The 23,674-nt window shown below is 51.6% G+C and carries 21 protein-coding genes; 8 read left to right on the top strand and 13 right to left on the bottom strand.

Annotated elements, in window-relative coordinates:
* Positions 1-65: 65 nt before the first annotated feature.
* Positions 66-485, bottom strand: a complete 420-nt coding sequence (locus C7T94_RS18740; RefSeq protein WP_162618763.1) for a hypothetical protein — start codon at positions 483-485, stop codon at positions 66-68.
* Between the two features lie 166 nt (positions 486-651).
* Here C7T94_RS18740 and C7T94_RS18735 point away from each other — a divergent pair, with 166 nt between their 5' ends.
* The 7 genes from C7T94_RS18735 (at position 652) to C7T94_RS18705 (ending at position 7,698) form a co-directional block, all read left to right on the top strand.
* Entirely contained in the window at positions 652-1,530 is an 879-nt protein-coding gene (locus C7T94_RS18735) for a cell division protein FtsX (RefSeq protein ID WP_107217552.1), read from the top strand.
* Positions 1,530-1,754 carry a DUF3098 domain-containing protein gene (locus C7T94_RS18730; RefSeq protein ID WP_107217550.1) on the top strand — a complete coding sequence of 75 codons (225 nt, stop codon included), beginning with the start codon at positions 1,530-1,532 and terminating at the stop codon, positions 1,752-1,754. Before C7T94_RS18735 ends, C7T94_RS18730 begins: the two co-directional genes overlap by 1 nt.
* An 8-nt stretch (positions 1,755-1,762) precedes the next feature.
* On the top strand, positions 1,763-2,557 hold the full coding sequence (locus C7T94_RS18725) for an undecaprenyl-diphosphate phosphatase (protein ID WP_107217549.1): 795 nt from the start codon (positions 1,763-1,765) through the stop codon (positions 2,555-2,557).
* Between the two features lie 82 nt (positions 2,558-2,639).
* Positions 2,640-3,323, top strand: a complete 684-nt coding sequence (gene truB / locus C7T94_RS18720; protein WP_107217657.1) for a tRNA pseudouridine(55) synthase TruB — start codon at positions 2,640-2,642, stop codon at positions 3,321-3,323.
* 24 nt (positions 3,324-3,347) lie between these two features.
* On the top strand, positions 3,348-4,211 hold the full coding sequence (locus C7T94_RS18715; RefSeq protein WP_107217547.1) for a YitT family protein: 864 nt from the start codon (positions 3,348-3,350) through the stop codon (positions 4,209-4,211).
* 29 nt (positions 4,212-4,240) lie between these two features.
* Complete coding sequence (locus tag C7T94_RS18710) at positions 4,241-5,260, top strand: bifunctional riboflavin kinase/FAD synthetase (RefSeq protein ID WP_107217545.1); 1,020 nt, start codon at positions 4,241-4,243, stop codon at positions 5,258-5,260.
* A 224-nt stretch (positions 5,261-5,484) separates the two neighbouring features.
* Complete coding sequence (locus tag C7T94_RS18705; protein WP_107217543.1) at positions 5,485-7,698, top strand: monovalent cation:proton antiporter family protein; 2,214 nt, start codon at positions 5,485-5,487, stop codon at positions 7,696-7,698.
* A gap of 30 nt (positions 7,699-7,728) precedes the next feature.
* On the opposite strand, the gene C7T94_RS18700 is transcribed toward C7T94_RS18705, so the two are convergent.
* From C7T94_RS18700 to truA, 12 genes are all read right to left on the bottom strand, one after another.
* The gene (locus C7T94_RS18700; protein WP_394341010.1) at positions 7,729-8,205 is read right to left on the bottom strand and encodes a methionine-R-sulfoxide reductase; all 477 of its coding nucleotides are present in this window, start codon (positions 8,203-8,205) and stop codon (positions 7,729-7,731) included.
* Positions 8,206-8,488: 283 nt separating this feature from the next.
* On the bottom strand, positions 8,489-9,361 hold the full coding sequence (sucD, locus tag C7T94_RS18695; RefSeq protein WP_107217541.1) for a succinate--CoA ligase subunit alpha: 873 nt from the start codon (positions 9,359-9,361) through the stop codon (positions 8,489-8,491).
* Positions 9,362-9,457: 96 nt separating this feature from the next.
* Positions 9,458-10,723, bottom strand: a complete 1,266-nt coding sequence (gene dctA / locus C7T94_RS18690; protein ID WP_107217539.1) for a C4-dicarboxylate transporter DctA — start codon at positions 10,721-10,723, stop codon at positions 9,458-9,460.
* Between the two features lie 113 nt (positions 10,724-10,836).
* The gene (locus C7T94_RS18685; RefSeq protein WP_239495075.1) at positions 10,837-11,709 is read right to left on the bottom strand and encodes a cyanophycinase; all 873 of its coding nucleotides are present in this window, start codon (positions 11,707-11,709) and stop codon (positions 10,837-10,839) included.
* A complete protein-coding gene (locus C7T94_RS18680) occupies positions 11,693-12,709 on the bottom strand; it encodes an isoaspartyl peptidase/L-asparaginase family protein (protein WP_107217535.1) in 1,017 nt (338 codons plus the stop codon). Before C7T94_RS18680 ends, C7T94_RS18685 begins: the two co-directional genes overlap by 17 nt.
* 7 nt (positions 12,710-12,716) lie before the next feature.
* A complete protein-coding gene (locus C7T94_RS18675) occupies positions 12,717-13,784 on the bottom strand; it encodes a cyanophycinase (protein ID WP_107217534.1) in 1,068 nt (355 codons plus the stop codon).
* Positions 13,785-15,176 (bottom strand): RagB/SusD family nutrient uptake outer membrane protein, encoded by a 1,392-nt coding sequence (locus C7T94_RS18670; protein ID WP_239495074.1) that lies wholly within the window; start codon positions 15,174-15,176, stop codon positions 13,785-13,787.
* Positions 15,177-15,187: 11 nt separating this feature from the next.
* Positions 15,188-18,556 carry a SusC/RagA family TonB-linked outer membrane protein gene (locus tag C7T94_RS18665; RefSeq protein WP_239495073.1) on the bottom strand — a complete coding sequence of 1,123 codons (3,369 nt, stop codon included), beginning with the start codon at positions 18,554-18,556 and terminating at the stop codon, positions 15,188-15,190.
* Positions 18,557-18,581: 25 nt separating this feature from the next.
* On the bottom strand, positions 18,582-19,784 hold the full coding sequence (locus C7T94_RS18660; protein ID WP_107217530.1) for a FecR family protein: 1,203 nt from the start codon (positions 19,782-19,784) through the stop codon (positions 18,582-18,584).
* Between the two features lie 92 nt (positions 19,785-19,876).
* The gene (locus tag C7T94_RS18655; RefSeq protein ID WP_107217528.1) at positions 19,877-20,452 is read right to left on the bottom strand and encodes an RNA polymerase sigma factor; all 576 of its coding nucleotides are present in this window, start codon (positions 20,450-20,452) and stop codon (positions 19,877-19,879) included.
* Positions 20,453-20,501: 49 nt separating this feature from the next.
* The gene (locus tag C7T94_RS18650; RefSeq protein WP_107217526.1) at positions 20,502-22,280 is read right to left on the bottom strand and encodes an ABC transporter ATP-binding protein; all 1,779 of its coding nucleotides are present in this window, start codon (positions 22,278-22,280) and stop codon (positions 20,502-20,504) included.
* A complete protein-coding gene (truA, locus tag C7T94_RS18645) occupies positions 22,280-23,029 on the bottom strand; it encodes a tRNA pseudouridine(38-40) synthase TruA (RefSeq protein WP_107217523.1) in 750 nt (249 codons plus the stop codon). The genes C7T94_RS18650 and truA overlap by 1 nt, the downstream gene beginning before the upstream one ends.
* Before the next feature lie 84 nt (positions 23,030-23,113).
* Between truA and C7T94_RS18640 the strand changes: the two genes are divergently transcribed.
* Entirely contained in the window at positions 23,114-23,581 is a 468-nt protein-coding gene (locus tag C7T94_RS18640) for a DUF4293 domain-containing protein (RefSeq protein ID WP_107217521.1), read from the top strand.
* Positions 23,582-23,674: the final 93 nt, after the last annotated feature.

Below are 23,674 nucleotides of genomic sequence, written 5' to 3'. Positions count from 1 at the left end.
TGTTCAATAAAAAAAGCGCTGCCGGAAAACCACCGGCAGCGCCTGCAAATAGAGGGAATTAGAAGTTAGCGTTTTAAGTAATAGGTATGCGTTTCGGTCTGGCCCTGTGCGTTTCTGGTGGTGCCGGTAAACTGGAACCGGCTTTCTGAAATGTTGTCCAGCTTTGCAGACAGCGACCCGAATGAATAACGCAACACAAAACTATCATCTATATTAACCGTCCAGGTGCCGATGGCGCGGTCACCGTCCAGGCTCTGTTCGAAATCGTCATCGTCATTTTCACGAAAGTCGATGTAGTCGCCGGGGGCGTTATAGTTTTCTGTGACAGGCGCTTGCCCGGTTACAGCCCGCGTAATTTTTTCGACCTGCCACTTTCCGAACATTTTGTATTTAAGCGGTTTTTCTGAAAATTCTTCTTTTTTGCAAGCAGAAAAACCAGTTAGAAAAAGTGCAAAAAATGCGATCAGCGTAAGTTTTTGTTTCATGGTAGGTGAGTTTTTTCCTACTAAAACGAATTTAATACCAAAATCGTACAGCCTTGCGCCCATAGGGGCTGTCTGCCAGGGCGGGTGCCGGCAATGGGCAAATAAACCCGCTAATTTTGCGCTTTAATGGTTATAATTTATAATTTCGCAAAAAGAAGACACGTAAATGGAAGAATTTGAAGTAAGTGACGCATCGAAGAAAACGAAGACGATCTACATTTCCACCATTTTCAGTATAGCACTAGTCCTGTTGATGCTTGGCGCGCTGGGACTGATCCTGGTGCATGCTAAAAATCTTTCAAATTATGTGAAAGAGAATATTGTGCTCAACATCATCGTAGACGAGGGTGCCAAAGAAGCCGACGTGCTGCAGTTTCAAAAAGAGCTGAATGCCAACCCCGCGGTCAAGCAAACGCAATACGTAAATAAAGAGCTCGCTGCCCGGAACCTGACACAGGATCTTGGCGAAGATTTCGTGAATTTCCTGGGCTATAACCCCCTGCTTTCAACCGTAGATGTTTACATGAAAGCCGAATATGCCAATACCCAGGGCATTGAAAAGCTAAAGAAAAACATTGCCAACAACCCGATCGTTAAAGAGGTCATTTACCAGAGTTCACTGATCGATATGGTCAACAAAAACGTCAATGCGATCGGGCTGGTCATACTTGGCTTTGCTGTCATCCTGCTTGTCATAGCCGTGGCGCTGATCAACAACACGATCCGGCTTGCCATCTATTCACAGCGTTTCCTGATCAAAAGCATGCAGCTGGTCGGTGCGACAAAAAATTTCATCCGCAAACCATTCATGCTTTATGCATCGCTGCATGGCTTGCTGTCGGCCTTCATTGCCATCATTATCCTGATGGCCGTGCTGTTTTACGCCCAGAAAGAAATACCTGAAATTGTTATCCTGCGCAATTATACTGAGTTCGGCATCGTTTTCCTTGCACTGATCTGCATCGGAATTTTTATAACCGGCATCAGTACGTATTTTGCAGTGAGCAGATACCTGCGCTTAAAAATCTATGACCTTTACAGATAATGGCAGATAAAAAACAACCATCCGCAAACCAGGAAACCGGCAACGAACTGGTGTTTACAAAGAAAAACTACCAGCTGCTGCTGATCAGCATCGCTATCGTTGCACTCGGCTTTGTGCTGATGATGGGCACGACCGATATTTACGACACCCGGAAAACGTTGATTGCACCGCTGGTTGTCCTGCTGGGTTTTGGTTTTGGCGTTTACGCAGTGCTTAAAAAATAGGCACCGGCATGAATTATTTTGAAGCGTTCATCCTCGCTGTTATCGAGGGTCTGACCGAGTTTTTGCCTGTTTCGTCAACTGGCCATATGGCCATCGCCTCGGCACTGATGGGTATCGGCAACGATGAATTTGTAAAACTGTTCGAGGTAGCCATTCAACTCGGCGCCATCCTGGCTGTGGTGGTCATCTACTGGAAAAAATTCTTCAACTTCAGCGACTGGAAATTTTACCTGAAACTCCTGATCGCTGTGATCCCTGCACTTGTGTTCGGTTTTCTTCTGAACGATTTTATTGACAGCACGCTTGGCAACCCGGTGTTTATTGCAAGTGTATTGTTTGCAGGCGGGGTCCTGCTTTTGTTTATAGACCGCTGGTTTAAAAAGCCCGAGATTACGGACGAGCGCGCCATCAGCAATGGCATGGCCTTAAAGATCGGTTTTTTCCAGGTACTTGCCGTTGTTTTTCCGGGCCTGAGCCGCAGCGCCGCCACCATTATTGGGGGCATGAGCCAGAAACTCAGCAAAGCCGCAGCAGCCGAATTTTCGTTTTTCCTTGCCGTGCCCACTATGTGCGCGGCAACGGGCTATAAACTGCTTAAAGGTTATCACCTGCTCAATGCTGAAAACGTTAAACTCTTGCTGGTGGGGAACGTCGTTGCATTCATCGTTGCCATCATCGCCATCAAATCATTTATCAGTTTTCTGACGAAACATGGTTTCAGGGTGTTTGGCTGGTACCGCATCATCCTGGGTATTGTCATCCTGGCGCTGTTTCTGTCGGGTTATAAGATAGATGTAAATTAATACCTACCTTTGCGCAAAAAAAAGGATTTTGAGCGAAGAGAAACCCCTTACCTTTCCAGACTTTGATTTTGCCGCGGGCGAAATGCTCCTGATCAACAAACCGTACCGGTGGACCTCTTTTGATGTGGTGAACAAGATCCGTGCGGCCATGAAGCCCGCAAAACTTAAGGTTGGCCATGCAGGCACACTCGACCCGCTCGCTACCGGCCTGCTTTTGATCTGTACAGGAAAACTGACCAAACAGATCGATACCTTCCAGGCCCAGGAAAAAGAATATACCGGAACAATGGTGCTCGGCGCTACAACCCCTTCTTTTGATCTGGAAACGGCCATAGACCAGGAATTTTCTTTAGAGGGGCTCACGGAAGCAGACATCCGTGCAGCGGTGGCACCTTTTACCGGAGCCATTGTCCAGTACCCGCCGGCCCATTCTGCCGTAAAAGTCAATGGCGAACGGCTCTACATGCGGGCCAGGCGCGGCGAAGAAACCGAATTGCGGCCACGCCATGTAACGGTTTCCGTCTTCGAAATTACGAGAACCGCCCTGCCTGAAGTTGATTTCAGGGTGGTGTGCAGCAAGGGCACCTATATCCGGTCGCTGGTCTCTGATTTTGGCAGGGCACTTAACAACGGGGCTTATCTTTCTGCCCTGACCCGTACGCGGAGCGGCGACTTTCTGCTGGAAAACGCCATCGAGGTGATGGACCTGGTTCAGCACCTGCGTGCGCAGCGCGAAGCTGCAGAACAGCCTCCGGCAATTCAATAAGGCCATGAAACATGCGATTAATTTATGCATAGCCATATAAAAAACAAGAAGACCCGCTACCTGAAAGAGCTGCTGCTCATCATGGCCGGCATTGCATCGGCCAGCTTCGGCCTGAAAAGCTTTCTTATTCCCAATGAGTTCATAGACGGCGGCGTTACCGGCATTTCGCTGCTCATCAGTACCCTGACGCAGATGAAGCTGTCTTACCTGATCATTATCATCAATATTCCTTTTGTTATTCTGGGCTACCGGCAAATTGGAAAAGGCTTTGCCATCAAGACCAGCATTGCGATTGCTGCGCTTGCCGTTTCGCTGCTGGTTGTGCCTTTCAGGTCAATTACGCATGATCCCTTGCTGATCGCCTTTTTTGGTGGCTTTTTTTTGGGAGGCGGCATTGGCCTGGCCATGCGTGGCGGCTGCGTTATTGACGGTACCGAGGTGCTGGCGCTGTACATCAGCAAAAACAGCATGCTCACCGTGGGCAATATCATCCTGGGGCTGAACATCGTTATCTTCGGATTTGCGGCCATCTTTCTCAACATCGAGACCGCGCTATACGCCATTTTAACATACCTGTCGGCTTCAAACACGGTAGACTTTATCGTAAATGGCCTGGAGCAATATACCGGTGTCACCATCATTTCTGAGCATAAGGAAGAGATCAAATCTTTTATTATCAACGATATGAAACGCGGCGTAACGATTTACAAGGGTGAGGGCGGTTACGGCGAACAGAAGGAGATCGATATTGTTTTTACTGTGGTCACCAAACTCGAAATGGGTAAACTTCAGTCCGAGATCCGGCAGATCGATCCCGAAGCTTTTGTGGTACAGCAGCAGATCGCCGACCTGAAGGGCGGTGTGGTCAAACGCCATGTGTTCCATTAAACCGGGCATCCTGCCTCAGCATTTTAACCATGAAAATATATAACCAGCTTTCCCAGTTCCAGAAACTCCCGCATGCGGTAGTCACAATTGGCACTTTTGACGGCGTACACTTCGGCCACCAGAAGATCATCCGGCAGCTTTGCGAACGGGCAGCCGCGCAAGGCGGGGAAAGCGTACTGCTTACCTTTTTTCCGCATCCGCGGATGATCATTGATCCCGAAAACCAGGACCTGAAAATGATCAACACGCTGGCCGAAAAAGCCAGGATGCTTGCAGAACTTGGCGTAGACCACCTGATCATTACCCCTTTTACCCGCGATTTTTCGAACCTGAGCCCACAGCAATACATCGAGCATATCCTGGTCAACACCATCGGTACCCGTCACATCATTATCGGCTATGACCACCGGTTTGGTAAAGACCGGCAAGGCAGTCTGCCCGAATTGCAGGCTTGTGCGCAGACCTATGGCTTTACGGTCGAGGAGATCGGCGAACAGGACATTAACGATGTGGCTGTCAGCTCTACCAAGATCAGGAACGCAGTGCTGGAAGGAAACGTTTCGCTGGCGGCCACCTATCTGGGATACCCATTTTCGATCGAGGGCCCGGTTGTAAAAGGCGACAAAATTGGTCGTACCATTGGTTTTCCCACAGCCAACATTTTCGTCGAAGAAACCTATAAACTGATTCCTTCCGACGGGATTTATGCCGTGACGGTCGAGATGGACGTGAGCGGCCCGTTCGATACGGGCAACCCGGAAGCTGTGATCCACATCCCGCGTGCAGCGGCAGAACAAGCCGAAACACCCGGGGCAGTGTACAAGGGAATGGCCTACATTGGTCAGCGGCCCACCATTAACGGCATGACCAGAAATATCGAAGTAAACATCTTCGATTTTGAGCGGGAGATCTACGGACAGCGCATCCGCATGAACTTTCTCAAATTTCTGCGCCACGACGTTAAATTCACCGGCCTTGAAGCACTAACGCTGCAGCTGCATGCAGACAAAGCCGCAACGCTCGATTTTTTCCGCTCGGGAAACCTCTAAAATGCCGCGAGGAAGGATATCAATCCACCCGCTTTCCCTGCGGTTGTTTTGCTCATTTCAATGTCAGACCTGCGCCGGAGTGGGCTGTTCCAGCCCTTAAAACACCGGCGACACGGCGGCAGTTCGGTCATTTTCGTTATATTTACGGCAAAACCCGGTTCTGTCGGGACACACGGCCGTCGCTTGCACGGTTCTTTTTTGCACACGAAACTTCCTGTTACGCTATGATTCACTTACCAGAACTGATTGCCGATCTTGGACTGATTCTCGCCGCGGCGGGTGTCACGACACTTGTCTTTAAACGCATCCGGCAACCCCTGGTACTTGGTTATATCCTGGCAGGAATGCTGGTAGGCCCGCATTTCAAATTTATCCCGACCGTTACCGATCAGAAAAGCATTACCATCTGGGCCGAGATCGGTGTCATCTTTCTGCTGTTCAGCCTGGGCCTCGAATTTAGTTTTAAGAAACTCGTCAAAGTTGGTGGCACAGCCTCTGTAACAGCCATTGTCGAGGTCGTTTTTATGCTTCTTGCCGGTTACCTGGCAGGGCAGGCGATGGGCTGGTCTACCATGGACAGCATTTTCCTGGGCGGAATCCTGTCGGTTTCTTCTACGACGATCATCATCAGGGCATTTGAGGAACTGGGCGTTAAGCATAAAAAGTTCGCCGGACTCGTCTTCGGCGTTCTCATTGTCGAGGACCTGGTGGCAATCCTGCTGCTGGTCTTGCTTTCTACCCTTGCCTTAAGCCAGCAGGCCGCTGGTACTGAAATGCTGGTTTCGATCTTAAAACTGGGTTTTTTCCTGGTGTTGTGGTTCTTAGGCGGCATCTTCCTTGTGCCCACTTTTCTGCGTGCCACACGCAAACTCATGAACGACGAGACGATGCTCGTGGTTTCGCTTGCACTTTGCCTGATCATGGTGTTACTGGCCGTAAAAGTTGGCTTTTCGCCCGCGCTGGGCGCCTTCATTATGGGCTCGATCCTGGCCGAGACCACACAGGCCGAGAAGATTGAACACCTGACCAAATCGGTTAAAGACCTTTTTGCTGCCATTTTTTTCGTTTCTGTGGGCATGATGATCAACCCCAGCATCCTGGTCGACTACGCCATGCCTATCCTGGTTGTCACGCTTGTCACCGTTTCCGGTAAATTTATCAGTTCGTCGCTTGGCGCCCTTTTGTCTGGCCAGCCGCTTAAGACCTCCATACAAACGGGCATGAGCCTGGCCCAGATTGGCGAATTTTCTTTTATTATTGCCACGCTGGGAGTTTCGCTGAAAGTAACAAGCGACTTCCTTTACCCCATAGCCGTTGCTGCATCGGCCATTACCACTTTCACCACCCCCTACCTGATCAAACTTTCAGAGCCGTTTTATCATTTTCTGAACCGCATCCTGCCCACCCGCTGGACCGCCGCCATAAGCCGGTACAGCACCGGAACCGAAGGGATAACACGCCTGAGCGACTGGAAGGTGCTGCTCCGGGCGTATGCCTTTAACACGGTTATCCACTCTGTGCTGTCTATCGCCATTATCCTGGCTTCAGCCCGGTACCTGCAGCCTTTCGTAACAAAAAATATTGTAAACGGACTGAATGGAAATATCCTGAGCGTGGTGCTTGCGCTGATGCTCCTGGCACCATTTCTCTGGGCTCTGGCCATCAGGCGCATTCAGAAAAATGCGTATTCGCACCTGTGGTTGAACAAAAAATATACACGGGGGCCCCTCGTGGCGCTCGAAGTTTTCCGCGTGCTGCTGGCAGTGTTTTTTGTCGGCTTCCTGATGTATGAATTTTTCAGCACCTGGGTTGCTGCCATGATCGCGCTGCTGCTTACCGTTCTGGTCATCGTGGTGTTTCAACGCCGGCTACAGGCTTTTTATGACAAGCTTGAATCGCGTTTTCTGCACAACCTGAATGCCCGGGATAACCAGCGCAACAAGCCGGAAATTTTACCCTGGGACATGCACCTGGCCGAGATGACCGTTCCCTCTGCCTCCCCCATGCTGGGAAAAACGCTGATCGAACTGTCAATCAGAGAAAAATTCGGTATCAATATCGCGCTGATCGAAAGAGGCAATACGATGATCCCGACGCCAGGTAAAGACGAGCGGCTTTTTCCCGCAGATAAACTTTCAGTAATTGGTACAGACGAACAGCTGGCCGCTTTTCAGCAGTACCTTGAAAATGAAACAACCGGCGATGCGGAATATCCGAAGTCAGACATGACACTTCAAAAGATCGTTATAAGCAGCCAGTCGGCGGTTTACGGCCAGTCCATTCGCAATGCCGGTATCCGGGAAAAAGCAAATGCGCTGGTTGTGGGTATCGAGCGCGGCGACCAGCGCATCCTGAACCCCCAGTCTGATTTTGTATTTGACAACGGCGATATCGTCTGGGTAGTCGGGAACTCGAAAAAAATCAGGGAAACCCTGTAAAAAAAGGCCTCCCTGAGAGGAGGCCTGGTTTTATTGTTGCTTTTTATCGGGCACAAAGTTCATTGAGATCGAATTGACACAGTGCCTGGTGTCTTTAGAAGTAAAGCCCTCGCCTAAAAATACGTGCCCCAGGTGGCCGCCGCAATTTGCACAGACAATCTCTGTACGGCTGCCGTCAGGATCGGGCAGGCGTTTCACTGCTCCTTTGATCTCATCATCAAAGCTTGGCCAGCCACAATGGGAATCAAATTTTGATTCTGATCGGTACAATGCTGCATTACAGCGCTTACAGGTGTAGGTACCTTTTTCTTTGTTGTTCAGTAATGTACCGGTTCCCGGGTATTCTGTACCTTTGTTTACAATGACCCGGGCTTCTTCCGGGCTGAGTTCGTTCCATCCCATTTTATTGGTTTCCTTTCTTGTTGTCTCTTCTTTCTGCTTTTTCTGTGCGCAGGCTGTGAACACACTTGCCGAGCCGACCAGGAGCAGGGCAAGAAAATAATTCATCTTCATTTGATAACGTTTTGGTGTCAAATCTGTTTCGCCCAGCATCTGGCAACTATGTCAAATCTACGCATGCCCTGCGGATTAGCAGGTAAAGCGAAAGCCATTTTTTTGCCGGCATCAGGATATACGTAATACCGGCCGCCGCAGATGATCAGTCAAATGTAATGTTCGCGGCAACACATACCTCGCGGAGAAGGCACCGCATCGCTACAGGCAGAAAAACTCAGCGGGCCACAAAAAAAGCCGGTGTTTTGGCACCGGCTCTTAATATTGTGATCTGAGATTACTTTTTCAGTTCCTCTGCCATGGCCTGGCCAATTTCTGCAGGGCTTTCCACTACACGGATTCCGCACTCCGCCATAATTTTCATCTTCGCCGCTGCCGTATCGTCCGCGCCGCCAACAATCGCACCCGCATGGCCCATACGGCGTCCCGGAGGCGCCGTTTGTCCGGCAATGAACCCGACAACCGGTTTGGTACCGTGCGCCTTGATCCAGTGCGCGGCTTCTGCTTCCATGCCGCCGCCAATTTCACCGATCATGATGATGCCTTCTGTTTCAGGATCGTTCATCAGGAGTTCTACAGCCTGTTTGGTCGTGGTGCCGATAATCGGGTCGCCGCCTATGCCAATGGCCGTTGTAATGCCAAGCCCGGCTTTAACCACCTGGTCAACCGCCTCGTAGGTCAGCGTTCCTGATTTTGAAACCACACCTACATTGCCTTTTTTAAAGATGAAACCCGGCATGATACCGATTTTCGCTTCATCTGCAGTGATGATACCCGGACAGTTCGGACCAATCAGGCGAACATCCTTGTCGGCAAGGTATTCTTTAACGAGGATCATATCTTTTGTCGGGATCCCTTCGGTAATACAAACAATCACTTTGATCCCGCCTTCAGCAGCTTCCATGATGGCATCTGCAGCAAAAGCCGGCGGAACAAAAATAATCGACACATTCGCGCCAGTTTTCGAGACAGCATCTTTCACCGTGTTGAATACCGGCTTATCGAGGTGGCTTTGTCCGCCTTTACCCGGAGTAACACCGCCTACAACATTGGTTCCGTATTCAATCATCTGGGTAGCATGGTAGGTACCTTCATTACCGGTAAAGCCCTGAACTATGACTTTAGAATCTTTATTTACTAAAACGCTCATGTATCTTGTTTTTTATTTGCTGCAAAGCTACTATTATTGGTAATAATGTCAAACTAAAAAAGGCTGAATAGCCGGGTCGGGCGGGGCTGCTGCTGCTTAGCCGTCTATGGTCGCAATTTGCGCCTTTGCTGTAGCCGCCAGGTACTTTTCCTGGTCAAACTCCTTTTCGCTCTTGGCAATAACGATTGTCGCAATTCCGTTACCGATCATGTTGGTAATGGCGCGGGCTTCAGACATAAAGCGATCTACGCCGAGCAGGATGGCGATGTGCTCGACCGGCATGATCTTCAGTGCCACAATGGTCGAAGTGAGGACAATAAAACCGCTTCCGGTAACACCCGCAGCTCCCTTTGAGGTGATCATCAGCACCGCCATAATGGAAAGCTGTTGCCCTGTGCTCAGCTCAATGTTAAAAACCTGCGTCAGGAAAATTACTGCCATAGACAGGTAAATGGCCGTGCCATCCAGGTTGAATGAATACCCTGTCGGGATGACCAGCCCAACAACCGATTTGCTGCAGCCGATCTGTTCCATTTTCTGCATCATGTTCGGCAACACTGATTCTGAAGACGAGGTACCCAGCACGATGAGTATTTCCTGACGAATATACCGGAGGTATTTCCACAAACTGAATTTGTACATGCGGCAGATCAGGCCCAGAACCACAAAAATAAACAACAGGCAGGTCAGGTAAACCGCGCCCATCAGTTTTGCCATAGGCAGCAGGGTCGATAAACCATAGGTGCTCACGCTGTAAGCCATGCCGCCGAATGCGCCAATGGGTGCAAACCGCATCACTACTTTCATGATGTTGAACAGCACCTTTGATATCTTTTCAAAGGTCGAGATCAGCGACTGCCCCGGCTCGCCCACCTTGTTCAGCCCGTAGCCAAAAAGAATGGCAAAAAACAGGATCTGCAGAATATCACCCTTTGTGAACGATTCGAAGATATTATGCGGAATAATGTGTGCAAAAAACTCGGCCCAATCTATTCCCGCTGCCTGTTTGGCGTATTCCCGTACCTTGCCCACATCGCCGCCTGCGGCCTTTATGCCCTTGCCTGGCTGAAGCAGATTGGCTACGACAAGTCCGATGGCAATGGCCAGCGTAGTCACGATCTCGAAGTAGAGCAGCGCCTTGCCCCCGACCCTGCCCACCTTTCTCATGTCGCCCATGTGTGCAATACCGAGCACAATGGTCAGGAAAATAATGGGTGCGATCAGCATGGTGATCATGTTGATGAAACTCTGGCTGATGAGCCGGGCATGCGCAGAGAAGCCCGGGAAAAACGCGCCAACAGCAATACCTATCACGATAGCCGTCAGCACCTGAAAGGTAAGGTTGGACAAAATAGATTTCATCTGCGATGATAAACAAATAACCCGAAAAATTAAAGCGAGACGCACCTCAGGTGCAGTCCCGCTTCAGGGTTTATTGAGGCGTATTCAGGAATTTCAGGTATTGGAACAGGACCTCAGGGTTTTAACTTGAAGACATCACCATCTGTGTAAAGACCAAATTGCAGGTCGCTGAATGATAACAGTTTCCCGGCCCGGACTTTCAGGTTAGCGGGTCGTGCAAAGCGCAGCACCTGGCTCTCGCCAACCACCTCTGCCCGGTCGCCCTGTACCAGGATGGCCGTACTTTCATCTATGCCCACGGCAATGTAGCCGGGATGTTCGGCAAGGGCCGAGATGAGCCGGTTGTAGCGGCTGCGCCGGATAAAATGCTGGTCGATAATCGTGTGCTGCAAGAGGCCAAGCCCTTCGGCAAAAGCCACATTGTCCTTGTGAAGGCGATCAAAAGTTTCCCTGTAATTCTTTTCAAGCAGTTGTTGCCCTGTAATCATGTACCGGCTCATCACCGCAGCGCCGGCACTCGTGCCGGCTACCATGGCGCCATTGGCAAATGCCCGATGAATGGCTTTGAACACCGGTGTTCCGGAAACGACCTTCATGAAGCGGTTTTGGTCGCCACCGAGAATGTAGATCAGCCGCGCCCCGGCAAGCGAATCGATCCAGCGGGAATCGTTCACATCATGTTTGGAAAAATCAAACATTCTGATCTTCTGGCTAACTTGCCGGGCCAGCTGCGCCCCTACATACTTAAAGCCGGTATCGGGCTGTTCGCTCGCCATGGGCAGCACGATGACATAGTCGGCTGGCCCGAGGTTTGCAGCCTTGACCATGCGCGCCATCAATGCGTCTGAACGCTCACCCCCGCCAATAATAAACAACTTCCCCTTACCCGAAGGCGTTTTGCCTTGCCTGGAAGCTGCCGGCAAGGCAGCAACCAGTAGGAGCGCCACCAATAGCGCCGCCGGCCGCAGCCTATTTATAAATTTCAACTTGTATCTTTCCATCTCTTGCAACTGTGCCACGGTACATTCCTTCGGTGTTGAAAGGCATACTCACGTTCCCTTCCCGGTCCAGTGCGATTAGACCGCCGTCGCCACCCATTTTTCCAACCTTTTCGATCGCTGCTTTGGCAGCCGCATCGACCGTCATGCCTTTGTACTCCATCATGGCCGAAATGTCGTGCGCAACGACATTACGAATATAAAACTCGCCCCAGCCCGTGCAGGAAATGCCAACAGTGGCATTATTGGCATACGTACCGGCGCCAATGATCGGCGCATCGCCTACCCTGCCGTATTTTTTATTGGTCATGCCGCCGGTAGAGGTGCCTGCAGCCAGGTTGCCGGCCAGATCAAGCGCCACCGCCCCCACGGTTCCGAATTTGTAGTCTTTGTTCACGGTACCCATTTTCATCGACTTTTTGCTGCCATGGTCGAGCACGCTTTTTTGTGCATCTTCCCTGATCGCCTTTTGAAGGCCCTCCCAGCGCTCTTTTGTCCAGAAATATTTTGGATTCACGATCTGCAGGCCGGCTGCTTTAGCAAATTTTTCGGCTCCCGGCCCAACCATCATGACATGTTCCGATTTCTCCATGACTGCGCGGGCCGCACTGATCGGGTTGCGGATCACGGTAACACCGGCCACCGAACCGGCCGCCTGCGTTTTGCCGTCCATGATGGCCGCGTCCATCTCATTGCGCCCGTCATGCGTAAAAACGGCACCTTTGCCGGCATTAAACAACGGCGAATCTTCCATGACATGGATAGTCGCCTCAACGGCGTCCAGGCTGGATCTACCAGACTTTAACAGGTTATACCCCGTCTGAAGTGCCTGCGTCAGGACCGCCTTGTAGGCAGCCTCCTTTTCGGCGGTCATATTTTTTTTCAAAATTGTTCCTGCACCGCCGTGAATAACCATAGCGTATTTTTCCTGCGCAAGTGCTGCAGAGCCCAGGGCCAGCAGCAGGAACATTAAACTCATCTTTTTCATTGAAAGGTTATTGTTGTTGTTGTTTATGAAGTTCTGCGTCTGAGACGCTCCACCAATACCAGGCCCCGCCGGCGGCTTTTTCTATATTGAATGTGGCTACATCAAATATACCATTTCCTTCGGTCGTGCCCGCGATCTCGTAAACCCGCACTGCCTTTCCGTTGTGGTCCCATTTCAGCGGCAATCCGGGCACAACCTGCTCGGGGAGTTTCGATGCTTCCGGCAGCACAAAGTAAGCCTTGCTGCTGCCATACACCCGGGCGAGGCCGGCCTGGTCGATGCATACGGCCGTCCGTTCGTCTGCGGCAATTCCTTTGGCCAGCATGGCCCAGTCTTTACTGGCGCGTGCCAGGAAGGTAAGCAGCCGGCCCTCCCTGCTGCGGGCCAGGAAATGCTGGTCGGTGATCACCTGATGCAGAAAAGGCGCCTCAAGAAAGTCGTTGCGCCAAAGCGCAACGGTCTCATCATACGGATTTTTCAAAACATCGGCAGAGACAGCGCTGCCTTTTTCACCGCTGAAATAAGCGGCGCCGAGAATGGCGCATCCGGCACTGGTGCCACCAACAGGTGCCTTTTTCACATTCAGCAGGTAATTGATGGCTGCAGCTGTTTTGGTGTTCTTCCAGTAATCCATGTAATTGGACTGGTCTCCACCGGCAATGAACAACATCTCCGCATTCCTGATGATGTAGGCGACACTGTCATTATCGGCAAGCTGCCGGCTGTCTATTTTCAATGTCTCCACTGAGTTTACCTGACCCAGGTCGTTTACATAAGAGTTGTATGCGTCGGTGCCGCTTGCCCGGATTATGACCACATCTCCGCCCCCGCTCCGTGCAATCATCCATTTAAATGCCGCTGCCACATCGGCTCCCCCGCCCATGAGTACCAGGCCTCCCTGTACCGGCGCGTTTACATTAGCTGTATCGCCGGCCACACCTAGAGATGCGGGCCGTCTGTTTACCTGCCCGGCTCCCGGCGGTGGCCCGTCCGGCGCGTTTGTCGCCGTCTTACTGCAGCCGCAAACCGATGCAGAGAAGGCGATACAGCATAAAAAGGTCAGGAGCTTTCTCATCTAATAGTTTGGGTTTTGTTTGGTGTTTTTATTGATCTGTGTTTCCTGCAAGGGGATCGGCAAGGCATATTGTGCCTGTGTGGTTTGCAGGAGAACGGCACCCGATGCGTTTGCAGCATCGGCAGCGAGCCGCTCAACCGGCAGGTTGCGTCTGCGGAGGTCAAAAAAGCGGTGTCCTTCGAAAGCCAGTTCCTTGTAACGCTCCAGGTAAATGGCCTCGATCAGCGAGTTTTTGTCCGGGAACGAAGCATTGACATAGTTGTTAATGCGGGCGGCACGCAAGGTGTTCAGATCGCCGGCAGCATCGCCACCTGCTTCTGCACGCGCCTCCGCCCTGATCAGGTACATCTCCCCGGTGCGGAACATTTTAATGTCGGTAAGCCCGGGTGCACTGGCCGTACCGCCTATATATTTTTTAACAAGGTATTTAGATTTAACCCCGGCGCGACCTGCATCGAACAGGATATAAGCCGGATACCGAAGGTCACTAGCGGCATCAAAGGTATTGATGAGTTTAAATGCCGGCGCATACAGCACGATATCACCTATTTGCCTGTAATAAAAGTCGCCGGCTCTGCTATCTGTGGTTCCAACACGCTTCATTTTCCAGATCACCTCGCTGTCATTGGCGTCGGTCCAGAGCCCGGGAAACTGTGCCTTGGTAGCAAGCGGAAGTGCCGCGATCGCTTCGCTGGCATAAGTAATCGCATCATTCCAATTTTTCTCATACAGCGCCAGTCGAGCCTGAATGGCTGTAACGGCCAGTCTGCTCATCCTGGTCTTGTCAGTCTGGGTTGCAGGCAGCAACAACTTTGCTGCCGCCAGGTCGGCCTTAGCCAGCGTAACCACACTTTCAAAGCTATTGCGCTCAGGATAGTCGATCTTAGATTCGAGCATATAGGGTACGCCCATTGCGCCGGGCTGATAGGCGGATGCATAGGCGCGCAGCAGCTCGAAGTGGAGAAAAGCACGGAGGGCCAGCAATTCACCCCTGTACCGGTTGGCCGTGGCTGTCTCGGCCGGATTGACGGTAAGCGCACTCAGGCCCGCCAGCGCCCGATTGCTGCGGTCGATGGCACGGTAATAGGTATAGTAAAGCGAGGTAACTGAACCGCTTGAGGCATTGTAAAGCCACCTGAACGCATCGCTGTTGCCAACGGTATTTTCGACCGGGAAGGTTGCCTCGTCTGATACGGTCGAGTTGATCGTCATCAGGCTGTTGTCTACAAGCGCATACACGCCGATGAGACCCATATTTACATCATTGAGGTTCCTGAACCCCCGCTCCGGATCAATAATATCCGTCGGTTTGATCTCAAGTTTATTGCAGGATCCCAGAGCCAGAAGCAGGGTAAAAGCCAGGCTCAGGCGTATTGATATTTTTGTTTTCATGTGTTGCTGCATTATAAATTAACATTCAGGCCAAGTGTATAGGTCCGTGTGTTCGGGTACTGGAAACGTCCGTACACACTGTTGTTTTCCGGATCGAGTCCGCGCCATTTGGTCCAGGTAAAAAGGTTCTGACCCTGGGCAAAAAGGCGCACGGCCTTGATCAGCCGGGTTTTTTGTAGCAAACCTGCCGGTAGGTTGTAGCCGATATTCAGGTTTCGGAGCCGCAGGAAAGATGCATCCTGGATGTCTTTAGAAGTGTAGTTCCTTGGGATATCAAACCGCTGCAAAGTCGCCACCTGGCCCGGCCGCATCCAGCGGTCTTCCAGCATCCTGACCGACTGGTTGCTGGTTGCATAACGCTGGTTTTCATTGTAAAAATCCTCGTTGTTCCAGCGCATCACATCGGTTACGAAAGAAAACAGCGCGCCAGCACTGAAACCTTTCCAGCGAAGCGAAGTATTGAAGCCACCGGTAAAAGAAGGGTACAAGGATCCCGAATTGGTGGTGCTTTGCGCTGCCGCGTTATAAGTGGTCGTAACGCTTCCGTCCAGGTTATAGTATTGTGGTTCCCCGGTTTGCGGATTCACGCCTGCCCAGTCAGGCGCGTAGTAAGTGCCGTATGGCAAGCCAACCTTGAAGATCCTGGTATCGCCATCGGTCAGTTGTTCGGCCAGCGGCGTCAGGAACAGGATGGTGTTCTTATTGTAACCGGCGTTTACCCCAAGACTCCAGGTAAAGTTAGCTGACTTTAATACATCGCCGTTTACTTCAAACTCGATACCCCGGTTGCGCATTTTCCCGGAACTCAAGGCGAGCACATCGAATCCTGAAGTGGCAGAAAGCGGCTGGTCAAAGAACATATTCCGGGTAATGCGGTTGTAAAAATCAGCCGTGATCCGGAGGCGGCTGCCTTTAAAGAAGGCAGCGTCAAGCCCAACGTTAAACTCATCTACATATTCCCAGTCGTAATCAATATTGCCCGGCGTTCTCGCCCTGATGCCGGTCACCCCGCCGTAAGAGGTTTGGGTGTCATATTGTGCCAGGTAATTGAAATCGCCCGAAAGCTGACTGGCCGTGGTACCGTAACTGGCCCTGACGCGAAGGTCAGACAACCAGTCTGCGTTGCGCAGGAAATCTTCAGCCTTGGCGTTCCAGTTCGCGCCGAACGAGTAAAAGCCATGCCATTTGTTCTTTGGCGCCACCTTCGTCGATCCATCATAGCGGTAACTTGCAGTCAGGGTATATTTGTTATTGTAGGTGTACCGCCCGACTGTCATGAACGAAGCCAATGCACTTCGCGTTTTGCCGCCGCTGATGCCCGGGAGGAATGCCGCACTGCCATTGGTTACGCCTGCGGGCGTTTCAGGCAGGCGCCCGTCTATGCCAAAGCCCGTAAAACCGAAAGAATTATAATTGTTGTAGTTGTATTCGTAAAACCCGGAAACCTCTACGTCATGAAGACCCGAGAACAATTTATTGTAGGTCAGACCTGTTGTGGAAACGATGCTGAAGTTCCGGCGCGTGCCTTCGTCAAACCGGCCTTTGCCGCCCAGGGTGTTCGAATTGCTTCTCGATCCGTAATACGAGTCTGGGTTGATGAACAATACATCGGTCGAATTGCGGTAGTCAATGCCTGCGCGTGTACTCACCTTTAACGAAGGAAGAATCTGGTACGCCAGCGTCGTTCCGATGATGGATTTCAGCTGATCGGTTTTGTTTGACGAGTTGAGGAGGCGCTCCAGACCCTGGCTCCCCTCGCGCTGGTCTACGATGAAATAAGCAGACCGGTTGCCTGGATGTACCAGCGTACCATCTGCCGCGTAAGGGTATTCATAAGGCAGCGCATAATAGACCGAGGCCATGGCCGTGCCCGCTCCTGTTCCGCCCTCGCCTTCGGTGAAACTTGAATTGGAATAACCCAGCGACACATTGACATTGCCTGAGAATTTATCGGCTTTGAAGTCTACATTGCTCCTCAGCGCGTACCGTTCCATTCCCGTGCGTTTGGCAACACCCTCCTGGTCGTAATAATTGAATGAATTGTAATACCTGACGTTCTCATTTCCGCCGCTCAGGCTGAGCTGCTGCTCCTGGAATTTGCCGCGCTGAAAAAAAATGTCCCGCCAGTCGGTATCGATCTTCCGCAAGCTGTCCAGAATAAAATCAGCTCGTTGCCTGAATTGAGCCGTCCCCGAAGTATAGTTGGGATTTTTCGGCGAATAGGTCCAGCCCGGGCCAATGTTGCGGCCAAAGTCGACGCCCACACCTTCTTCGAAACGCAGCCGCTGCTCGGTATTCATCATGGTAAAATTGGGCCTGCTCAGGTTCGAAAAACCGTATTGTGAGTTGTATTGTACGGAGAACTTTCCGGCTTGCCCTTTCTTGGTCGTCAAAACCACTACCCCGTTCGAGCCCCGTGAACCATACAGCGCCTTTGCCGATGCATCCTTCAGCACGGTAGCACTTTCAATATCTTCCGGATTGAGTGTTTGAAAATAACCCGGTTCGATCGGGATTCCATCCAGCACATAAAGCGGTGTCGAGGAACCATTCACGCTGCCGATTCCGCGAATTGTGACTGCCGCACTCTGACCGGGCTGCCCTGAGCTGGAAATAACGCTCATACCGGATACCCTTCCCTGCAGAATCTGGTCTATGGTGAGGCCGGGAACCTGGTTAATATTTTCTGCAGCAACCGTTTTCGCTGCGCTTGGCGACTGGTCTTTCAGGTAACTGGTGTAGCCGGTTACCGTTACTTCGCTCAGGTTGCCCGACAGCGGGCTAAGCTGCAGCGTCCCGGCGTTTTCCCGGGCCGTGAATTCACGGCTTTGATATCCGATGTAACTGACAACGAGAACCACACCTGCTGGCGCGGAGATTGAAAAAGAACCATCCTGTTGTGCACTTGCGGTAGCCCCGCCACCTTTTACACGGATCGTGGCGCCGGGAAGCGGCGTGCCGTTTTCGTCTACGATATTGCCCCGAACGCGAACCGGTTCCTGTTTAGCTACAGCTGCAGCCGGTTTGAGCAAAATGGTATTTTCCCTGATCTCCCAGTTAAAGGGCTGCCCTTGCATGATGGCGTTTAGCGCATCTTCCAGGCTCGCATTTTTCAGCTGCACGGTAACGGGTAGTGCCTGCTTTTTGACCAGGTCAATGTCGTAAAGAAAAAAGTAGCCGGTTTGCCGGTTCACCTCGCGCAGCATCAGCTCCAGAGGCTTGTTCTTTCCGGTCAGGTTAAGCCGCTGGGAAAAAGCGGCAGCAGAGAGCTGGAGGGAGAACAGCATGAGCAGTATCAAAGCAATTCGACCCCTTTGCCGCGGCCGCCGTCCCGAAGGCTGGGGCTGCCCCGCTTCAGTAATGGGTTCTGGTTTCATCATTATAGTTTGTTTGTGGTTTAATTCGTTATGGATTTAAGGTGCTGACCTGCAACCGGCGCTCTGGTCCCAGCGTAAAGCGGACATGACCGGTTAATTCGAGCATTTTCAGCACCTGCGAGAGGTTCACATTGCGACCGATCATCCCGCTATAGCGTTTTTTGTCGGTCAGGCTGCTGGTCTCGGGCGTTACATTGTACCAGCGCCCCAGCTGCCGGAGTATTTCTGATAACGTGGTATTGCTGAACATAAACTGGTTGTTTTTCCAGGCCACAGCTGCGGTCAGGTCTGCCTGGCGAACCTGCTTTCCACCCGCCCAGCGTTCCAGCTGCTGCCCCGGAAGCAGCATACTGGCGCCCTGCTGCTCCTGCACGCGAACCCGGCCCTCAAGCAGTGTGGTGCGCACAACGGGTTCATCGGAATAGGCATTGATATTGAAATGAGTGCCCAGCACTTCTACGCCCTGCGCCAGTTGCCCGGCCCCATTGCTGTTTACTTTAAAAGGCAGGCGGCTACCATTGGCAGCGGTGTGGTGTGCCACCTCGAAATACGCTTCACCTTCCAGCTCAACTACTCGCGGCGAAGGGCGGCGGCGGTCAAATGCCGCAGGGTAGCGGAGCGATGAACCGGCGTTCAGCCATACCTTGGTGCCATCAGGAAGAATAATCCTGAACTGCCCGCCCCGCGGGGTTTCGATCCGGTTGTAAGTGTTCGCCGCGCCCTGACCGGTCACACCCGTATATTTTAATAGGCCAGAGGCAGACCTGGCAATCCGTACCCCGGCCGGATCAACGATCTCGCTGCCGCCGGTTGCATGCAGAACAACTTTTGTTCCGTCTGAAAGCGTAAGCATGGCTGCGTCGGCGCCCGGCGCAATATCGTTGCCATGTTGTTTGTTCAAATGTGTAAAGGCATGCCCTGTTGGCTTTTCAGCGGTGAGAAAGTAAAAGCCTGCAACAAGCAGTACTGCCGCTGCGACAGCCGCAATTTGCACCAAGCGACGCCTGATAAACGGACTTTCGGTGCCTGACCTGCCGATTTGTTCCAGCAATTGGCTGCGCATGGCCTTACCCAATTCCTGTACCTGTTCAGGCGCAGGAATTGGTCCCGGTCTCTGCTCAAAATGATCGTAGTAGGCGTCGAGAAATTCCTGCTCCTGCGGGTTCGCCTTACCGGCTGCCTGCCGCCGAAGCATGGCATGGAAGATTCTTCTGAATGTACGCGACTTCATTTTTGCTGGTTTTTAAGAAGAAGTACGCCGAAACGAAAAATGTCCCAAAAAAATCTTGAATATTTTTTAGTAGCCTGAAAAAAAAACGGAAATTATTTAAAAAAACAGCCGAACATGGCGGAAATCATAAAAAGCTGCTGCAATCTCAGGCGCAATGCCTGGCTTGCCGTGTGCAACTGGTTTTGAACAGTCTTCCTATTCAGTCCAAGGCTTAGTGCAATCTCAGCAGTGCTGCGGGCCTCGAGATAATGCATCTGAAAAATCTGCCGGCGTTTGGCTGGCAGGGCAGCAATAAAAAGTTTTAACAGGTATTCCAGTTCCCGACCAACAAGTATATCATCTGCTCGGATTCCGGAAATCAGTTCATGCTCGAATACTTCTGTAAAATAGCCTGTTTTACGGCTTGTTTCCTTCAGCACTTGAAATTTGATGGCTGTGCGCAGGTAAGCTTCCGGCTGGTCAACGCGAAGTGTGCCGCGGCGGTTCCAAATGTCCATGAATACGTTCTGAACCAGGTCCCGGCTTTTTTCGGGGTCGTTGAGCCGTTTGCAAGCCTGGCTAAACAGTGATTCCCAATACCGGTCGTACAGCGTAGCAAAGGCCTGCTCGTCGCCCTGCCCAATCAGTTGAAAGAGTTCCGTACTAGTTATGTCTACAGGTTCATGCAAGGTTCAGGCGGCTGGAAACCAAATATACACAAAAAAGCACTCGGCCGGCTTACCGGCCTTGCTTGTCAATTCCGGCAGAACTGAACTGCAGATCGTATAATTTTTTATAATAGCCGTTCATGCGCAGTAACTCATGGTGTGAACCCATTTCCTTGATCTCTCCCTTATCGAGTACAATGATCTTGTCGGCTTTCTGAATGGTCGACAACCGGTGGGCAATGACGATCGCGGTTCTGCCCTGCATCAGGTTATTGATGGCATGCTGGATCATGAGTTCTGTTTCGGTATCGACAGAAGAAGTGGCTTCGTCCAGCACAAGAATGGCAGGGTTATGTACAAGCGCACGGATAAAAGAGATCAGCTGTGCCTGACCGGCAGACAGCGTTGCGCCGCGCTCCATGACATTGTACTGGTAACCGCCGGGCAGCCGCTCAATAAAGTCATGGGCCCCTACCTTTTTGGCAGCATCGACCACTGTCTCCATGCTGATGCCGGTATGGCCAAGGGTAATGTTGTTAAGAATGCTGTCTGAAAAAAGAAAAACATCCTGTAAAACCGTCGCGATGTTGCGGCGCAGGTAATCAAGCTGATAAGCCTGTATGTCTTGCCCGTCAAGCAGGATACGGCCACGGGCAATTTCATAGAACCGGTTCAGGATATTGATGGTCGAGGACTTTCCGGCACCGGTAGCGCCCACCAGGGCCACGGTTTCGCCCGCGCGTACCTCGAACGACAGATCTTTTAATACAAAGTTCTCATCCGTGTAGGCAAACCACACCTTGTCAAAGAGCACATTGCCCTGCAGTTGTTCCGGGGCCAGCGTTCCGGTATCGGGCGTTTGTTCCTTGGTATCGAGCACCTTGAAGACCCGGTCTGCGCCAACCATCCCCATTTGCAGGGTGTTGAATTTATCTGCCAGCTCCCGGATGGGCCTGAACAGCATATTGATGAACAGGATAAATTCGGCAATAGTGCCCGGCGTTACGCTCATGGGCTTGGATAAAATGCTCTTTGCGCCATACCAGACCAACAGGCCCAGCGACATGGCTGAAATAATCTCGACAACCGGGAAAAAGATGGAGTAGTACCAGTTAGACCGGATATTTGCATCGCGGTAGCGGGCATTGATCTGTTTAAACTTGCCAAACTCCTGTTTTTCACGGGCAAAATACTGGATGATCGAAATGCCGGTTATATGCTCCTGCAAAAACGTATTCAGGTTGGAAACCTCTGCGCGCACCGACTGGAACGCTGATTTGATCGCCTTTTGAAAAATGCGTGTAGCCACCAGCAGCAACGGCATGGGCAGCAGGACCACCACCGTCAGTTCCCAATCAACGAAACTCATCCAGGCGATAATGACAATCACCTGCAGAATGTCGCCAATGATCACGATAAGCCCTTCTGAAAATATATCGGCAATGGTTTCCAGGTCAGAAACGGTGCGGGTAATCAGCTGACCGATGGGCGTTTTGTCAAAAAACTTGAGTCTGAGTTTTGTAATGTGGTTAAATACGGCAATGCGAAGGTCCCTGATCACAGACTGGCCAAGCTGGTTGGTCAGCAGCGTGTGCTGGTATTGTACCAATGTCTGCAGGAGCAGGGCAACCAGCATGGCCACCATCATCATCACCAGTCCAGTGTACTTCCCTGGCAGAATATAGGCATCGAGCGTATGTTTGATAAGCCAGGGCCGTACAGGGGCGATTGCGGCGAGGAGAACGGTCAGGGCGACCGACCAGACAAAAATTCGCCGGTAGGGTTTTACATAGCGGAAAATTCGCTTCATTAATCCAAAATCGTATGCATCGCCGGATACTGCAGCCATCAGGTCAGGTAGGGATAAGAAATGTGAACGAGATAAAGTCCGCAGGCGGGCACAGACTGCCCCGCATTGCTGCGGTTTTTTTGCTCAATAACAGCCGCAAAGCCTTCGGCCGATAACCGGCCGCGGCCTACTTCCATCAGGGTGCCTACGATTGCGCGCACCATGTTTCTCAGAAAACGATCGGCGGTAATGGTAAATTGCAGGCCCCCGTCAACCGCTGTAAAGCAGGCCTGGCTAATCGAACAATTGTTGGTAAATGTTTGTGTATTGGCCTTGCTGAAGCATGAAAAATCAGTGTACTGCAGCAACAGTGCGGCAGCCGCGTTCATAGCCTCGACATCAGGCCGCTCACGCAGCAGCCAGGATCGCTGGTGCCTGAAAGGGTCCTTATTAAAATGGATCAGGTAATGGTAAGTACGCGATGTGGCATCAAACCTGGCATGGGCTTCAGCCGGGACGGCAAACAGCCGCCGGGCCGCGATCTGGTAAGGCAGCAGGGCATTAACCGCATGCACCTGGTTTTCGGCACCTGCTGTTGCTGCCGGCAGATCAAAATGAGCGTAAAACTGCGTGGCATGCACCCCGGTATCTGTGCGGCCGCAGCCTGTAGTGGCCACCGGCGTACGAAAACATGTACTGAGCGCACGGTCCAGCAGTTCCTGCACGGTCACCGCATTGGGCTGGACCTGCCAGCCATGGTAAGGTGTGCCGTCGTAAGCAAGTTCTATAAAGTAACGCGTGGTGCTCAAAGTGATGCAAAAATACTTTTTTATCTATATTTAGGCTGCGGGCTTTCGTTTTAAATATATTTGCCCAGGTTTTATTAAATTGATATGATACAACGAATACAATCTGTCTGGCTGCTTCTTGCCTGCCTGGTTTTTGTGGCCATGTTTTTTTTACCGGTGGTGAGTCAGCAGGTCAATGGTGTAACGCATCATTTCTATACAATCGGGATCAGTTCCCTGACCGAGGGTGCAGCAGGATCGGGGCAGAAAGTATCGGTATCTGTCGGCTTGATCGTGCTGAACATCGTGCTGACGCTGCTTTGCCTGGTCAATATTTTCAGGTTTCGCAACCGCCGCATCCAGAAAAGGGTTTGCATCGCCACGATTTTCCTGTCGTTCGTTTTTGTTGGCTGGTGTGCAGTCGAGGCGCAAAACCTTCCGGGCGGACTTGAGGGCGCCGCTTACGGACCGGGTGCGTTCTGCCCGGCAATTGCCGTGCTGCTGAATATCCTGGCCATCCGGGGAATCAATAAAGACGAAAAACTGATCCGTTCTGCAGACAGGCTTCGGTAGGCGTTGTCCTGCTCTCGCCCGAGAATCGGCAGGCGCTGTGTCATACGGCCATAATTTTTTGGTAACCCTGACACCTTTTACGCCGTTAAAAAC

The sequence above is a fragment of the Pedobacter yulinensis genome (assembly GCF_003029735.1).
Taxonomy (GTDB): domain Bacteria; phylum Bacteroidota; class Bacteroidia; order Sphingobacteriales; family Sphingobacteriaceae; genus Pedobacter; species Pedobacter yulinensis.
This window is presented reverse-complemented; position numbering and strand designations above follow the sequence as displayed.

Coding starts and splice junctions, on each gene's coding strand:
- C7T94_RS18740 (WP_162618763.1), bottom strand. CDS start 485: ATGAAACAAAAACTTACGCTGATCGCATTTTTTGCACTTTTTCTAACT.
- C7T94_RS18735 (WP_107217552.1), top strand. CDS start 652: ATGGAAGAATTTGAAGTAAGTGACGCATCGAAGAAAACGAAGACGATC.
- C7T94_RS18730 (WP_107217550.1), top strand. CDS start 1,530: ATGGCAGATAAAAAACAACCATCCGCAAACCAGGAAACCGGCAACGAA.
- C7T94_RS18725 (WP_107217549.1), top strand. CDS start 1,763: ATGAATTATTTTGAAGCGTTCATCCTCGCTGTTATCGAGGGTCTGACC.
- truB (WP_107217657.1), top strand. CDS start 2,640: ATGCTCCTGATCAACAAACCGTACCGGTGGACCTCTTTTGATGTGGTG.
- C7T94_RS18715 (WP_107217547.1), top strand. CDS start 3,348: ATGCATAGCCATATAAAAAACAAGAAGACCCGCTACCTGAAAGAGCTG.
- C7T94_RS18710 (WP_107217545.1), top strand. CDS start 4,241: ATGAAAATATATAACCAGCTTTCCCAGTTCCAGAAACTCCCGCATGCG.
- C7T94_RS18705 (WP_107217543.1), top strand. CDS start 5,485: ATGATTCACTTACCAGAACTGATTGCCGATCTTGGACTGATTCTCGCC.
- C7T94_RS18700 (WP_394341010.1), bottom strand. CDS start 8,205: ATGAATTATTTTCTTGCCCTGCTCCTGGTCGGCTCGGCAAGTGTGTTC.
- sucD (WP_107217541.1), bottom strand. CDS start 9,361: ATGAGCGTTTTAGTAAATAAAGATTCTAAAGTCATAGTTCAGGGCTTT.
- dctA (WP_107217539.1), bottom strand. CDS start 10,723: ATGAAATCTATTTTGTCCAACCTTACCTTTCAGGTGCTGACGGCTATC.
- C7T94_RS18680 (WP_107217535.1), bottom strand. CDS start 12,709: ATGAAAAAGATGAGTTTAATGTTCCTGCTGCTGGCCCTGGGCTCTGCA.
- C7T94_RS18675 (WP_107217534.1), bottom strand. CDS start 13,784: ATGAGAAAGCTCCTGACCTTTTTATGCTGTATCGCCTTCTCTGCATCG.
- C7T94_RS18670 (WP_239495074.1), bottom strand. CDS start 15,176: ATGAAAACAAAAATATCAATACGCCTGAGCCTGGCTTTTACCCTGCTT.
- C7T94_RS18665 (WP_239495073.1), bottom strand. CDS start 18,556: ATGATGAAACCAGAACCCATTACTGAAGCGGGGCAGCCCCAGCCTTCG.
- C7T94_RS18660 (WP_107217530.1), bottom strand. CDS start 19,784: ATGAAGTCGCGTACATTCAGAAGAATCTTCCATGCCATGCTTCGGCGG.
- C7T94_RS18650 (WP_107217526.1), bottom strand. CDS start 22,280: ATGGCTGCAGTATCCGGCGATGCATACGATTTTGGATTAATGAAGCGA.
- C7T94_RS18640 (WP_107217521.1), top strand. CDS start 23,114: ATGATACAACGAATACAATCTGTCTGGCTGCTTCTTGCCTGCCTGGTT.